Source organism: Phyllobacterium sp. GQ127, from assembly GCF_059758635.1.
In genome coordinates this window covers 30069-44405 of the sequence record NZ_JCAXDZ010000001.1, presented here as the reverse complement: position 1 = coordinate 44405, position 14337 = coordinate 30069, and the positions used below count along the sequence as shown (strand labels likewise).

Sequence of the window (14337 nt, the reverse complement as noted above, 5' to 3'; positions counted from 1 at the left end):
ATTTGAAATGCGTGTAGCACCGGCCAGAAACCGAAAACGGTTTTTGGCCTTACGCGCTCATCGGCAGGCGGAATCGCTATGAACATCTCCAATTTCTTTATTGATCGCCCGGTATTTGCGGGGGTCCTGTCCTTCATCATCTTCCTCGGCGGCCTTATCGCGCTGACGACGATGCCGGTTTCCGAATATCCGGACGTGGTTCCGCCATCCATCGTGGTGCGCGCGCAATATCCGGGCGCAAATCCGAAGGTCATCGCAGAAACAGTTGCAACGCCCATGGAAGAATCCATCAACGGCGTTGAAGGCATGCTCTATATGGGCAGCCAGGCAACATCTGACGGCCAGTTGACGCTGACAGTGACCTTCGCTCTTGGCACCGATCCGGACAAGGCACAGCAATTGGTCCAAAATCGCGTTTCACAGGCAGAGCCTCGTCTGCCGGAAGAAGTGCGGGCGCTTGGCATCACCACGGTAAAAAGCTCGCCGGACCTGATGCTGGTGGTCAATCTGATTTCGCCGAACGATCGCTACGACATCACCTATCTGCGCAATTACGCATTGATCAACATCAAGGATCGCCTAGCCCGTATTGACGGTGTTGGCGATGTGCAGCTGTTCGGATCAGGCGATTATTCAATGCGCATCTGGCTCGATCCGCAAAAGACCGCGGAACTCGGTCTTTCCGCGACTGATGTTCTGAGCGAGATCAGAGCTCAGAACGTGCAAGCGGCAGCGGGTACGATCGGTGCTTCTCCAAATGAGAACGACGTCAATCTGCAACTCTCAGTGAATGCACAGGGGCGTTTGGCCACTGAAGAAGAATTTGGCCAGATCATCGTCAAAACCGCGCCGAACGGCGCGATTACGCATTTGCGGGATATTGCGCGTATTGAACTGGGTTCAGCGCAATATTCCTTGCGTTCCCTGCTTGATAACAAATCGGCAGTGGCCGTCCCTGTATTCCAGGCTCCGGGCTCCAATGCGATCCAGATCGCCGATCAGGTTCGTGCTGCGATGGAAGAGGCCAAGCTGACCATGCCGGAAGGCGTGGACTACAAGATCGTTTACGATACGACGCAGTTCGTTCGCGCCTCCATCGAGGCCGTTGTCCATACGCTGCTTGAAGCCGTTCTGCTGGTCGTTCTCGTGGTCATTCTGTTTTTGCAGACATGGCGCGCTTCGATCATCCCGCTTATTGCGGTGCCGGTATCGATTGTCGGTACGTTCGCCGTCATGCATCTGTTTGGTTTTTCCATCAACGCACTGAGCCTGTTTGGTCTGGTTCTGGCTATTGGTATCGTCGTCGATGACGCCATCGTGGTGGTGGAAAACGTCGAGCGAAACATTGAAAATGGCCTCGCGCCGCGTGCCGCAACCATACAGGCCATGCGCGAAGTTTCCGGACCGATCATCGCGATTGCACTCGTGCTGGTTGCCGTGTTCGTTCCGCTGGCTTTTATCACCGGTTTGACAGGGCAGTTTTACCGCCAATTCGCGCTGACAATTGCAATTTCAACCGTCATTTCCGCGTTCAACTCGCTTACGCTCTCTCCTGCCCTTGCCGCCTTGCTGCTCAAAGGACATGACCAGCCGAAAGACGCTTTGACGCGGTTCATGGACAAAACGCTGGGTTGGCTGTTCCGTGGCTTCAACTCCGTGTTTACGCGTGGTGCAAACGGCTACAGCAAGGGCGTACGCGGCGTGATTTCGCGCAAGACTGTTATGATGGGCATTTATATCGTGCTCATTGGTGCAACAGCGCTGATGTTCCGCACTGTACCTGGCGGTTTCGTTCCGCCACAGGACAAGCAATATCTGGTTGGCTTCACGCAGCTGCCAGATGGCGCAACGCTTGACCGGACAGAATCTGTTGTCCGCCGTATCGGCGACATGGCTCTGTCAATCCCGGGTGTGGAAAGCACGATTGCCTTTCCGGGCCTATCCATCGCCGGGTTTACCAATAGCTCCAATGCCGGCGTGGTTTTCGTCTCGCTAAAACCATTTGAGGAGCGGAAAACACCTGAGCTGAGTGCTGGCGCCATCGCCATGCAGCTCAACCAGAAGCTGGCAGGAATTCAGGAATCGTTCAGTGCAGTGTTCCCGCCTCCCCCGGTTCAGGGTCTTGGTTCTATCGGCGGCTTCAAGCTGCAGATCGAAGATCGCAATGGTCTCGGCTATGAGGCGCTGGACGGTGCAACCAAGGGATTCCTTGCCAAGGCTGCAACTGCTCCGGAATTGACCGGGCTGTTCACCAGTTTTCAGATCAACGTGCCACAGCTTTACGCCGATGTTGACCGGTCCAAGGCGCGCCAGCTCAACGTATCGCTGCCGGAGATTTTCAATACGCTGCAAATCTATCTGGGTTCGGTTTACGTCAATGACTTCAACAAGTTCGGACGCACCTACTCCGTCCGCATGCAGGCGGAGTCGAATTTCCGGGCCAAAGCAGAGGATATTGGCGATCTGAAAGTTCGCTCCGGCTCAGGAGAAATGATCCCGCTTTCGGCGCTGATCAAGGTAACGTCAACAGCCGGACCAGACCGCGCCCAGCGCTATAATGGCTTCCTTGCTGCCGATGTAAACGGCAATGCTGCGCCGGGATTCTCTTCCGGTCAGGCTCGCGCCGCTGTGGAAAAGATTGCGGCGGAAACATTGCCCGCGGGTATTGGCTTTGAATGGACGGAACTGACCTATCAGGAAATTATTGCGGGTAATTCTGCCTATCTGATCTTCCCGCTCTCGATCCTTCTGGTGTTTCTGGTTCTGGCTGCCCAATATGAAAGCCTGTCGCTGCCGCTTTCGATCATCATGATCGTGCCGCTTGGACTGCTTGCCGCTCTTAGCGGTGTCTGGCTGACGGGTGGGGACAATAATGTCTTCACACAGATCGGGCTGATCGTGCTTGTCGGGCTATCGGCCAAGAACGCCATCCTGATCGTGGAGTTTGCACGCGAACTGGAATTTGCCGGATCGACACCGTTCAAGGCGGTGATCGAGGCAAGCAGATTGCGTTTGCGCCCCATCCTGATGACCTCGCTGGCATTCATCATGGGTGTCGTCCCTCTGGTCACTTCCACAGGAGCGGGCGCGGAAATGCGCAGCGCGATGGGCGTGGCCGTGTTTGCCGGGATGATCGGTGTGACGCTGTTCGGCCTTTTCCTCACGCCGGTATTCTATGTTCTTGTTCGTGCGATGACGGGCAACCGTCCGCTCAAGAGCCATCACGCCAGCACCTTCGAAGGCGACTCCAGCCATGATTCGGGCGCAATTGCGCCTGCAGCAACCCCGGCTGAGTAACAAAATATACGGTGGCGCAGATAAATTTATTTGCCTGCGCCACTTCCTCTAAGCCTTTGGAATGACGGTCTTTATTCAACCGAAGTTTTTATCGAGGCCACGAGACAGCTGCTGGAATTCGTTTTTGTGCGCTTTTAGGGGTGACAAAAGATTTCAGGATGTTACAGTCTTGTGACCATGCCGATGTTCGGCCCTAACGATCATGACTTCAGTATTTTGAGGCCATCAAATCGGGAGATGCACATGACAAGCGCTGCTAATGACAACCGCAAAATCAGTGACGGTTTTATTCCTCTGGTTACATTTCTGGTGGTTACTCAAGTAGCTGCCACCGTTCTTCTAGCTTTGCCAAATTGGTATTGAAACCTCAAACCACTGCATCGAGTTTTTCGCTTCTGCCAGTAATGGCAGGGGCGATTGTCATTTTGATGATTATTGGCCTGCTATTTGTGTAGAGCCCTTACCGCCATTGCGGTTCCAGTCTGACACGACCTCTGATTGCTATTCGTTTCCCTAACACAATGATATAAATCTACTGCAAGAATGACTGCCATTTGCAGTGGAGGATATTATGAGATTGTTGATTGGATCGGCACTGCTCGCCGCATTTGTGATAACCGGTTGTACCACGATGACACCTGAAGAGCGCCGTGCAATCGATAGCCAAACCTGTTCATCGTATGGATTCAAGCGCGGCGGTGATGGCTTTGCCTCCTGCCTGCTCAATCTGGAACTGGATCGTCGCGCTGCATCACGCGCTCAGTTTGACGAGATGCGCTTCAATAATCCGCCTATCATCTTCTATGGCAATAGATATCATCGTAGGTGGCGATAAAAGCGCCGCCGGAATTAACCGGCGACGCTTCTCTCTCCCACTAAAATCGAGCCTTAACGCACCCAGACAACCCGGCGCGTTTCTCTTTCGACCAATGCCGGACGGTCATCCACATAGATATAAGAGTAACGAGGCTGATCCGGCACTTCAACGAGCGGAACGTCAGCAGGGACAACCACACCTGTTGTCAGCTCACCTTCGATGACAACCGGATCACTTGGATGTTTTTCGACATAGGTGATTACCTCGTCCGGAAATGCGCTACCAGCGCTTGGGCCGCCTGCATCAGACAAATATACGACACGGCGGTCGTTCATCGACACGATGACGGGGCGACCTTCCACATAAATATAGCCATAGCCCGGACTTTCAGGAATTTCCCTGACTACAACATCTTCCGGCACAACATAGCCTTGTGACAGTTCATCATCGATCACGACAGGATCGGACGGGTTGGCAATCACATAGTCCCGTGCACTTTGTGGAACTTCAACAACCACTGTGTCCTGCGCAAATGTGAGACCGGAAGTGGCAAACAACGCCGCTGCGGTCAGTACAAGAATCTTTTTCATTTCGTGGCCTCTCTGTTATCTTCATTGTCCCACTGGCTGCAAAACCTTGAAGAGACAGATTTGGTTCCAAATTTGCGGCACACGTCGTGCGACAGGCTGAAACATAAGCATGCCAAACAGATGTCGGCACAACGAAAAAATTAGCGGATTTCCTGGGATTTCAGGTTAAGTTTTGCTGGTTTAGCTCAGGAAAACTGCTATCGCTTTGCTTATGAACCCGAAGCTCGTTCCCCTCATAGATTCACTGCCCTCAACAGTGCCCTTTGTTGGGCCGGAAGCGCTTGAGCGCAAACGCAACGGCCTGTTTCGTGCTCGTCTCGGGGCGAATGAAAATGGCTTTGGCCCTGCCCCATCCGTCATCGCTGCCATACAGAAACATGCCGCCGAGTCCTGGAAATATTCTGATCCGGAAAACTTCGACCTGAAGCATGCATTGGCAAGCCATCTGCATGTTGCCCCCTCCAATATTGTCGTGGGCGAAGGCGTTGATACTTTGCTCGGGCTGGCTGTTCGTCAATATGTCAGCGAGGATACTCCTGTGGTAACGTCGCTGGGTGCCTATCCTACGTTCAATTTCCATGTGGCTGGATTTGGCGGGCGCTTGATAACTGTTCCCTATCGCGACGATAGAGAAGATTTGAGCGCGCTTCTCGATGCAGTAAAGCGCGAGAATGCGCCGCTCGTCTATTTTTCCAATCCCGACAATCCCATGGGGACCTGGTGGGACGCAGAAGACGTTGAACGTTTCATAGATGCACTCCCGCCAACGACAATGCTTATCCTCGACGAAGCCTATGGCGAGACTGCTCCTGCCAGCTCCAAACCCGCAATCGATATATCGCGGAGCAATGTTTTGCGGATGCGCACCTTTTCCAAGGCGTATGGTCTTGCTGGCATGCGCTGTGGCTATGCTATCGGCGCGCAACAGCAAATCACTGCTTTTGACAAAATCCGCAATCATTTCGGCATGAACAAGCTGACCCAGATTGCAGCGCTTGCAGCGCTCAAAGATCAGGATTATCTGCGACAGGTCGTGGGCAAGATCATAGCAGCAAGAGACCGGATAAGCGCAATAGCCGAAGCGAACGGATTGCAGGCCATCCCGTCAGCCACCAATTTCGTTACCATTGATTGCGGAAAAGATGGGGCTTACGCACTTTCCGTATTGAACGGACTGATCGAACGGGATGTCTTCGTGCGCAAACCAATGGCACCGGGGCTTGACCGTTGCATCAGGGTCAGCGTCGGTCTTGATGCTGAACTCGATATATTCGAGCAGCAATTGCCACTGGCATTGCAGGCCGCAAGCTAGACAGGGAGAAGAGCGTGGAAATAAATCGGGGGTTTGTGGGTTTGGGCGGCTTGTTCGGCGCGGCGGGCATTGCAGCCTATGCAGCGGCGGCCCACAGCACCAGCGGCCATATGGCAACTATTGCGCCGATCCTTTTGATCCATGCACCGGCATTTCTGTCGCTCTCTTTGCTCGGAAAGCTCAGCCGCGCTTCTTATTTAGGTGGACTAATCCTGATTTTGGGGCTGCTTTTCTTCATCGGCGATCTGGTTTCCCGGGATTTGAACGGAGACAGGCTGTTTGCCTTTGCCGCACCGCTTGGAGGCTCGCTGCTTATCCTTGGCTGGATCGTGGTGGCCGCAACAGTCTTCAAGGCGCTGGATTTCAAGTCACCGCGCTAACGCTCAAACACCCAACGCCCGATTGCAAGGCCAGCCCTATTCGCGAATACGTTACGATCTACGTCAAAAAATCGCAGCAATAATGGCTGGCCAGTTGTTGATAATCGCGATCGAGCCAACTGCTATAGCAAGCATACTGGCAAGTTTACCAGTGGTAGGGAGGCTTTCAACACGCCCGCGTAATTCTCCCCACTCCTGGGCAGATGGCAGACTATCGACTTTTGCTGAAAGCTCACCAAAGGCTATTGCCGAGGGCAGCGCATCAACTTTGGCTTTGAGATATGCCATGTCAATTCTGAAACTGGTAAAATCGCCTTTCAGACCACCAACATCATCTTTGAGCCCTGAAAAATCGTTTTTCAGACCAGTTACATCACTTTTCAGACCGGTTACATCACTTTTAAGGCTGGAAACATCGATTTTAAGGCCGGAAATATCGCTTTTCAGTCCAGCCACATCGCTCTTTAAAACGATAACATCGCTCCTCAAATCTGAAACATCCCGGATGACGGTGTCGAGCTTGCGATCCGTCTTCTCAAATGATTTTTCCAGAAATGCGACACGTGTTTCCATGCCATGGAATGTGCCACCACCATCGCCGGACTTCAAGCGACCTAAACGTGCAGCAGATTGAGTCATGGCTTGGCGATTTTCAATCTGTCATTGCACTGCTTGTAGTAACCACCACCCTTTTCAATCCAGCTTGTTCCGCCGAGCGTATTGGCGGCTTTGTTTGCACGGTATTGCTCCAGGCATGTATGCATTCGCGCCTTTGCCGGCTTTTCACTGGCAAATTTGGCGGATATGGTGGCCGGGAAATTTATCTCGCCAGACACTGCTTCGGCTTTCTTTTCAGCTTTTGCTGGCTTTTCTTCCGCAACCTTCTTTGAATTTTTGTCCGTCGTTGCGGCGGCATCTTCATTCGAAGATTTCAAGCACTGGGCCTTGCGGAATTCGCTCCACGATACGCCCTCCGCCTCGCCAGCGCTTTGCGCCGCCTTATACTTGACGCTGCATTCTTTCATTGTGATCGCACTTGCAGACGAAGCGAGAACAAGGGAGGCAAGTGCCGTGGCCGAAATGGCTAGGACACCACGAGAAAGGCGCGCATTTATCATTAAAAATCAACTCTCTAGAAATGAGGTTTCGTTCGCAATGAGTCCAATCCTATATGCATCAATGCGCCTTCTCCAATTGGACGAAGGTCTAATATGACCCTTGAATTAATTGAACGTTCGTTTTATTAATTCACCATGGCACGCACGACCGGATCAGATGGAGAGAAAACCCGCAGCGCTATTGATGCCGCAGCCAAACGCCTGATAGCGCGTATTGGCTATGAGGCCATGTCGATGCGCCAGCTGGCGGAAGAAGTGGGCGTTCAACCTGCCGCCTTCTACCGTTATTATCCCAACAAGCAGGAATTGCTCTTTTCAGTGATGCGGGATCATATGGAGCGGCTGCTGGGCGCATGGCAGCAGGAAAACGGAAAGGCGCAAGGAGTGCGCGAGCGTTTTGCCGCCTTTATCCGCTTCCATATCCAGTACCATGTGGAGCGCCGCGACGATGTTCACATCGCCAATATGGAACTGCGCAGCCTTTCCGCCGATAATCTTGCAATAATTGTCAAGCTCCGCTCCACCTATGAAGGCAGTCTGCGTGATATTCTGGATGAAGGGATTGAGGCAGGCGCGTTTGACATTGCCGATATAGCGCTGACTACACGGGCGATCATCGCCATGACCACGGGTGTCAATGTGTGGTTTCGTGCCGATGACCGGCTGACGGCCAGCGAAGTTGCCGAAAATTATGTCGAATTGGGATTGCGCCTTGTTGGTGCCAAGAAGATCGAAACAATCGCAAAGGGAGGACGTGATGTACCAGTCGGGCCTAAAATTCGGAGTTTCTGACGAGATCGAAGCATTGCGCGAGACTGTGCAGCGGTTTGCGCAAGCAAAGGTCGCGCCTTTGGCGGAAGAAACGGATAAGAGCAACCAGTTTCCAATGCATCTTTGGCAGGAGATGGGTGCGCTCGGTCTGCTTGGCATGACGGCTGATCCGGATTTTGGCGGCTCGGGTCTGGGCTATCTGGCCCATGCCATTGCCATGGAAGAAATTTCCCGCGCTTCGGCCTCGATCGGTCTGTCCTATGGCGCTCACTCCAATCTCTGCGTCAATCAAATCAATCGCTGGGGCACCGCTGAACAGAAAGAGAAATATCTGCCTAAGCTTTGTTCTGGCGAACATGTTGGCGCGCTGGCCATGTCCGAACCCGGTGCTGGCTCGGATGTGGTTTCAATGAAGCTGCGCGCCGACAAAAAGAATGACCGCTATGTGCTGAACGGCAATAAAATGTGGATCACCAATGGTCCTGACGCAAATACGCTTGTCGTCTATGCCAAGACTGATCCTTCTGCCGGCTCGCGCGGCATGACCGCCTTTCTGATTGAAAAAGGCTTCAAGGGATTTTCGACGGCACAAAAGCTCGACAAGCTGGGTATGCGCGGCTCCAATACCTGCGAACTGGTGTTCGAGGATTGCGAAGTGCCGTTTGAAAACGTGCTCGGCGAAGAGGGCAAGGGCGTGCAAATCCTGATGTCCGGCCTTGATTACGAGCGCGTTGTTCTGGCTGGTGGCCCAATCGGCATTATGGCTGCCTGTCTCGATGTGGTTGTTCCCTATGTGCATGAACGCAAGCAATTCGGCCAGCCAATTGGCGAATTCCAATTGATGCAGGGTAAGCTTGCCGACATGTACACGACAATGAACGCATCACGCGCCTATGTTTATGCGGTGGCTTTGGCTTGCGACCGCGGCGAAACCACACGCAAGGACGCTGCCGGGTGCATCCTCTATGCAGCCGAAAAAGCAACATGGTGTGCGCTTGAGGCTATCCAGGCGCTTGGCGGCAATGGATATATCAATGATTACCCGACCGGACGTCTGCTGCGCGATGCCAAACTCTACGAGATCGGCGCAGGCACCAGCGAAATCAGGCGCATGCTAATCGGGCGGGAAATGTTTGCCGAAAGTGCTTAAACAATTTCGGCAATCATCATTGATCAATCAAGTATTGATATGAGGACCGGCAGAAAGAGATGATCTTATCTCAGCCATATCAATTGAACCATTCCGGACACCGTCTGGAATATGCACCGTTCAGCGTTTATTTTGCTGGGCGGAAGACTATATTTTTTCGCTTTTTATTACCTATTTTCAGATCGGAATTTTTCATGAAAATCTTGCTTAACCGAAGAAAGTTACTGGCATTTGTTCCAGCATTCGCCTTCCTCTCATCATCAGGCGCGACTTTTGCCAAATCGCGAAAATTCTCCAGCATGGAAGAACTCCGCCTCTATGTGATCGAGATATTGAAGAAAATGCCGGGCATGACCGATATCACTGCCGATAAAACAATGGCTGCGCTTATTACCGGCAAATATAAGGACAAGGAATTCGGCTTTGATCTTGCCAATCTTTATGGGCGGATACAGGCGCAGGGTGACCCGGATGTGTTGGAAGCCATAAGACAGCGCGTGCAGATCTTAGATTCCGGCAAATCGACGCCGAATGATATCAACGACCTTGTGATTGTTCTTCGCTCACAGGAATATGTAGAAGAAACTGCAAAGCTCGGCGTTAAGATAAAGCACGAGCAAATCGCCGGTAAGCTTCATGCCGTCTATATGGTCGATCTTCCCGAAGCGATGTCTCCTCTTTCCGTTCAGGATTTACCCGATTATTCCTTGGAGGAATTGCGCGATATTTCGCTTGAGAATGTAACGCAAAAACTATCAGCAATTCAGAAAGACAATGTTGCAGGTGTGGTAGACCGCTTTCAGGTGGACAATAATACTTTTCTTTCCACCTCACTTGTACTGCTCGATGGTTTTTGGGATTCTCTCGACAATAAATATCCCGAGGGCGCGATCTTTGTTGTACCGCGCATGGACGAATTATTTGTCATTGACGCAGCAATTCCGGGCGCCGCCAACATAGCCCGTGACGTTATCAGGATTACCTTCAAGGAAGGTTTCAGCCTGCTGTCTGACGAAGTCTACATACGTCGCAATAACAGAATTCAGATTTTTAGGCCGTTGAAATAGCACCCTAAAGGAAACGCATGAGCATTCTGACCTCGCAAATCTCTACCGACACCGAAACCTTCAAGGCCAATGCACAGCGGATGCGGATACTGGTCAATGATATTCGCGCCAAAGCGGAAGTGGTCAGCAAAGGCGGCACCGATGAGGCGCGCGCGCGGCATAGTTCGCGCGGCAAGCTTTTGCCGCGTGAACGACTTGCGCAGCTTCTGGACAGCGGCTCACCATTTCTGGAGATCGGTCAGTTTGCAGCGTGGGATATGTATGGCGACAACATCTCCTCGGCTGGCATGATTGCCGGGATCGGGCGTGTCTCCGGCAAGGAAGTCATGATCGTCATTAATGATGCGACGGTCAAAGGCGGCACCTATTATCCTCTCACAGTAAAGAAGCATTTGCGGGCGCAGGAAATCGCCATGCAAAATAATCTGCCATGCCTCTATCTGGTCGATAGTGGCGGCGCCAATCTGCCCAATCAGGATGAGGTGTTTCCTGACCGCGAGCATTTCGGTCGCATCTTCTATAATCAGGCCAATATGTCGGCGGCTGGCATTCCGCAGATCGCTGTGGTGATGGGCTCGTGCACGGCGGGCGGCGCCTATGTGCCGGCCATGTCGGAAGAGACAATCATGGTGAAGGGACAGGCGACGATTTTTCTGGCTGGCCCTCCGCTTGTCAAAGCAGCCACAGGGGAAGAAGTTTCAGCAGAAGACCTTGGCGGAGCGGAAGTCCATACGCGCGAGTCCGGCGTGGCCGATCACTACGCAATGGACGATGCGCATGCGCTTGCCATTGCCCGCCGTATCGTTGGAAACCTGAATCGAAAGAAAGAGATAGGGCTCGACCTTCGCAAAGTGATTCCGCCGCTTTATGATCCGCATGAGCTTTACGGCATTGTGCCGACAGATCTGCGCCAGCCTTACGATGCGCGTGAACTTATCGCGCGGCTTGTCGATGGCTCGGAGTTTGACGAGTTCAAGCAAAATTACGGGACATCGCTGATTACCGGCTTTGCCCATCTTTACGGCATGCCGGTCGGGATCATCGCCAATAATGGCGTTTTGTTTTCGGAGAGCGCGCTCAAGGGTACGCATTTCATCGAGCTTTGCACCCAGCGCGGCATCCCGTTGGTTTTCCTGCAAAACATTACCGGTTTCATGGTCGGGCGCTCTTATGAGGCACGCGGTATCGCCAAGGATGGCGCAAAGCTTGTGACGGCGGTTGCAACAGCCCGGGTGCCGAAGGTAACGATGATAGTCGGCGGCTCCTTTGGCGCTGGCAATTACGGCATGTGCGGACGCGCCTTCTCCCCGCGCTTCCTGTGGATGTGGCCGAACGCACGCATTTCCGTTATGGGAGGCGAACAGGCGGCAACGGTTCTGGCACTGGTCAAGCGCGAGGGAATTGAGCGCAAGCGGGCTGAATGGTCCGCCGCAGAAGAGGCAGCCTTCCGTGCGCCTATCCTTGAAAAATATGAGCGCGAAGGCCACCCGCTCTATTCCTCGGCACGGCTGTGGGATGACGGCATCATCGATCCGGCAAAGAGCCGCGAAGTGCTGGCGCTATCCCTATCCGCCGCACTGAACGCACCAGTGGAAGAAACGCGCTTTGGCATGTTCAGGATGTAATGGGATGGCAACTCCGATGCTTGATGCAAAGCGCACATTGGCAACCCGGCTCAGCGTGGTTCGACAAGCTCACCATGAGGAAGAACTGAGGATTGCAAAGCCCCAGATACTCCAGCGTGCAGGCAAAGCGGCAACCTCCCTCATGGTGAGCCTGTCGAACCACGCAAAATGCACATGCCGAACAAGCGAGATGCAAGAATGACAAAAATGTTTTCCAGAATTCTCATTGCCAATCGTGGTGAAATCGCCTGCCGAGTCATTCGCACGGCGCAGCGCATGGGGATCGGCACCGTTGCGGTTTATTCCGATGCGGATGCGCACTCCCTGCATGTCGCCATGGCGGACGAGGCGGTCAATCTCGGACCCGCGCCGGTCACGGACAGCTATCTGCGGGCGGACCACATTATTGAGGCGGCGCTTGCCACGGGAGCCGAGGCCATCCACCCCGGTTATGGGTTTCTTTCGGAAAATCCCGGATTTGTCGATGCAGTGGTGAAAGCAGGACTGGTTTTCATCGGCCCAAGCGCCGATTCCATTCGTGCCATGGGGTTGAAGGATGCCGCCAAGCGCCTGATGGAAAAGGCCGGGGTGCCCGTTGTTCCAGGCTATCACGGCGAAGCGCAGGAACTGGTGGTTTTGGCCTCCAAAGCGCGGGAAATCGGCTATCCAGTGCTGATCAAAGCCCGCGCTGGCGGCGGCGGCAAAGGCATGCGCAAGGTCGACAATCCCGACGATTTTGCCGAGGCGCTGGGTAGTGCGCGGCGTGAGGCAAAAAGCGCTTTCGGCGATGACCGTGTGCTGGTTGAAAAATATGTTGCCAAGCCGCGCCATATTGAAGTTCAGGTTTTCGGCGATAATCACGGCAATGCCGTGCATCTTTATGAGCGTGATTGCTCGCTACAGCGCCGCCACCAAAAGGTGATTGAAGAGGCCCCTGCTCCGGGCATTACCGCCGAAATGCGCGCAGCAATGACCAGCGCTGCGGTGAAGGCTGCTTTGGCGATCAATTATTCCGGCGCGGGCACAATCGAATTCATCGTCGATGCCAGTGAAGGTCTAAAAGCCGACCGTTTCTGGTTCATGGAAATGAACACCCGCCTTCAGGTTGAGCATCCCGTTACGGAAATGATTACCGGACTTGATCTGGTCGAATGGCAATTGCGGGTGGCTGCCGGCGAAAAACTTCCGCTCACGCAAAAGCAAATCGCACTGAATGGTCATGCCGTTGAGGCGCGGCTTTATGCGGAAGACCCTGCCCGCAGCTTTCTTCCGGCAATCGGCACGCTGCACCATCTGGCATTCCCCGACAACGTGACCAATGGTGATATTCGCATCGAGACTGGCGTGCGCGCAGGCGATACGATCTCGCCGTTTTATGACCCGATGATTGCAAAGGTTGTTGTCCACGCAGCCGACCGGACAGCAGCATTGGCAGCCATGGAAAGCGCGCTGGTGCAAACCGAGATTGCAGGCACAACCACCAACCTCGCCTTTCTCGCAGCCCTGATCCGTCATGAAGGTTTCGGCAGCGGTGATGTGGATACCGGCCTTATTGATCGCGATCTTGCCAGCCTCGTGGCGCCATCAGCCACAGCTGCCGGTGCAAAAGAACTGGCAATCATTGCGGCAAGCGGATTACTGGAACAGCCAGCCTCGGATGACCCATGGGCGACCCTGCGCGGATATAGCCATCTCGGTTCCCCCGCCTATCCCGTAACACTCATTGAGGAAGAAAAGCCCGTGCGTTATGGCGTGGCTATACTCAACAATGAGCGCTTCATGCTTTCCGGGCCAGCAGGAAAAATTGAAGTGAAGGTTCGGCGTGATGCAAGCGGCTGGCATGTGACCGGAAAAGGCATCAATCTGCGCGCCAAGACAGCGGTTATACCCAATGGCATCGCCGTGCTTTCTAAAGGGGCGGTTTCAAGCTTTGCCGTCACGGACCCGTTCCTCCTTGCGGAAGCAGCGGGCAATGCCGCAGACCGTCTCAGTGCCCCCATGCCCGGCCTGGTAAAGTCAGTGCGCGTTTCAGCAGGCGATATGGTCAAAAAGGGTCAAATATTGCTGGTGCTCGAAGCGATGAAGATGGAACACACTATCACCGCGCCGCATGACGGCAAAATTGCCGAAATCGTAACGGAAAGCTCGCAAGTCAAAGAAAAATCATCGCTGGTGCGATTTGAGACGAATGAATAGCCGCCTCGGGAGGC

The 14337-nt window shown here is 53.6% G+C and carries 12 protein-coding genes; 9 read left to right on the top strand and 3 right to left on the bottom strand.

Annotation, left to right across the window (positions count from 1 at the left end):
- The first annotated feature begins 78 nt into the window (after positions 1-78).
- A complete protein-coding gene (locus AC6CHM_RS00180) occupies positions 79-3297 on the top strand; it encodes an efflux RND transporter permease subunit (RefSeq protein WP_498171516.1) in 3219 nt (1072 codons plus the stop codon).
- Between the two features lie 571 nt (positions 3298-3868).
- Positions 3869-4132: a hypothetical protein gene (locus AC6CHM_RS00175; RefSeq protein ID WP_115051897.1), complete on the top strand. Its 264-nt coding sequence runs from the start codon at positions 3869-3871 to the stop codon at positions 4130-4132.
- Positions 4133-4185: 53 nt separating this feature from the next.
- Here the strand turns inward: AC6CHM_RS00175 and AC6CHM_RS00170 are convergent, their stop codons facing one another.
- Complete coding sequence (locus tag AC6CHM_RS00170) at positions 4186-4704, bottom strand: DUF1236 domain-containing protein (RefSeq protein WP_115051898.1); 519 nt, start codon at positions 4702-4704, stop codon at positions 4186-4188.
- Positions 4705-4915: 211 nt separating this feature from the next.
- Here AC6CHM_RS00170 and AC6CHM_RS00165 point away from each other — a divergent pair, with 211 nt between their 5' ends.
- Both AC6CHM_RS00165 and AC6CHM_RS00160 read left to right on the top strand, forming a co-directional pair.
- Positions 4916-6016, top strand: coding sequence for a pyridoxal phosphate-dependent aminotransferase (locus tag AC6CHM_RS00165; protein WP_498171515.1), 1101 nt, complete (start codon positions 4916-4918; stop codon positions 6014-6016).
- A gap of 14 nt (positions 6017-6030) precedes the next feature.
- Positions 6031-6396: a DUF423 domain-containing protein gene (locus tag AC6CHM_RS00160; protein ID WP_115051900.1), complete on the top strand. Its 366-nt coding sequence runs from the start codon at positions 6031-6033 to the stop codon at positions 6394-6396.
- Between the two features lie 63 nt (positions 6397-6459).
- Here AC6CHM_RS00160 and AC6CHM_RS00155 read toward each other — a convergent pair whose 3' ends face one another.
- Positions 6460-7035, bottom strand: coding sequence for a hypothetical protein (locus AC6CHM_RS00155; RefSeq protein WP_498171513.1), 576 nt, complete (start codon positions 7033-7035; stop codon positions 6460-6462).
- Positions 7032-7514 (bottom strand): hypothetical protein, encoded by a 483-nt coding sequence (locus tag AC6CHM_RS00150; protein WP_498171512.1) that lies wholly within the window; start codon positions 7512-7514, stop codon positions 7032-7034. The genes AC6CHM_RS00155 and AC6CHM_RS00150 overlap by 4 nt, the downstream gene beginning before the upstream one ends.
- Before the next feature lie 135 nt (positions 7515-7649).
- On the opposite strand from AC6CHM_RS00150, the gene AC6CHM_RS00145 reads away from it, so the two are divergent.
- The 5 genes from AC6CHM_RS00145 to AC6CHM_RS00125 all read left to right on the top strand — a co-directional run bounded on the left by AC6CHM_RS00145 (position 7650) and on the right by AC6CHM_RS00125 (position 14323).
- Positions 7650-8306, top strand: coding sequence for a TetR/AcrR family transcriptional regulator (locus tag AC6CHM_RS00145; RefSeq protein ID WP_498171510.1), 657 nt, complete (start codon positions 7650-7652; stop codon positions 8304-8306).
- Positions 8272-9435: an isovaleryl-CoA dehydrogenase gene (locus AC6CHM_RS00140; RefSeq protein ID WP_498171508.1), complete on the top strand. Its 1164-nt coding sequence runs from the start codon at positions 8272-8274 to the stop codon at positions 9433-9435. The genes AC6CHM_RS00145 and AC6CHM_RS00140 overlap by 35 nt, the downstream gene beginning before the upstream one ends.
- Positions 9436-9629: 194 nt before the next feature.
- Positions 9630-10502: a hypothetical protein gene (locus AC6CHM_RS00135; RefSeq protein WP_498171505.1), complete on the top strand. Its 873-nt coding sequence runs from the start codon at positions 9630-9632 to the stop codon at positions 10500-10502.
- Positions 10503-10519: 17 nt separating this feature from the next.
- Positions 10520-12127, top strand: coding sequence for a carboxyl transferase domain-containing protein (locus AC6CHM_RS00130; protein ID WP_498171504.1), 1608 nt, complete (start codon positions 10520-10522; stop codon positions 12125-12127).
- Positions 12128-12334: 207 nt separating this feature from the next.
- Positions 12335-14323 carry an acetyl-CoA carboxylase biotin carboxylase subunit gene (locus AC6CHM_RS00125; protein WP_498172620.1) on the top strand — a complete coding sequence of 663 codons (1989 nt, stop codon included), beginning with the start codon at positions 12335-12337 and terminating at the stop codon, positions 14321-14323.
- Positions 14324-14337: the final 14 nt, after the last annotated feature.

Bases quoted from the DNA above. Each gene is read 5' to 3' on its own strand.
- AC6CHM_RS00130 (WP_498171504.1), top strand. From the start codon at position 10,520: ATGAGCATTCTGACCTCGCAAATCTCTACCGACACCGAAACCTTCAAG.
- AC6CHM_RS00150 (WP_498171512.1), bottom strand. From the start codon at position 7,514: ATGATAAATGCGCGCCTTTCTCGTGGTGTCCTAGCCATTTCGGCCACG.
- AC6CHM_RS00140 (WP_498171508.1), top strand. From the start codon at position 8,272: ATGTACCAGTCGGGCCTAAAATTCGGAGTTTCTGACGAGATCGAAGCA.
- AC6CHM_RS00180 (WP_498171516.1), top strand. From the start codon at position 79: ATGAACATCTCCAATTTCTTTATTGATCGCCCGGTATTTGCGGGGGTC.
- AC6CHM_RS00175 (WP_115051897.1), top strand. From the start codon at position 3,869: ATGAGATTGTTGATTGGATCGGCACTGCTCGCCGCATTTGTGATAACC.
- AC6CHM_RS00135 (WP_498171505.1), top strand. From the start codon at position 9,630: ATGAAAATCTTGCTTAACCGAAGAAAGTTACTGGCATTTGTTCCAGCA.
- AC6CHM_RS00165 (WP_498171515.1), top strand. From the start codon at position 4,916: ATGAACCCGAAGCTCGTTCCCCTCATAGATTCACTGCCCTCAACAGTG.
- AC6CHM_RS00155 (WP_498171513.1), bottom strand. From the start codon at position 7,035: ATGACTCAATCTGCTGCACGTTTAGGTCGCTTGAAGTCCGGCGATGGT.
- AC6CHM_RS00125 (WP_498172620.1), top strand. From the start codon at position 12,335: ATGTTTTCCAGAATTCTCATTGCCAATCGTGGTGAAATCGCCTGCCGA.
- AC6CHM_RS00170 (WP_115051898.1), bottom strand. From the start codon at position 4,704: ATGAAAAAGATTCTTGTACTGACCGCAGCGGCGTTGTTTGCCACTTCC.
- AC6CHM_RS00145 (WP_498171510.1), top strand. From the start codon at position 7,650: ATGGCACGCACGACCGGATCAGATGGAGAGAAAACCCGCAGCGCTATT.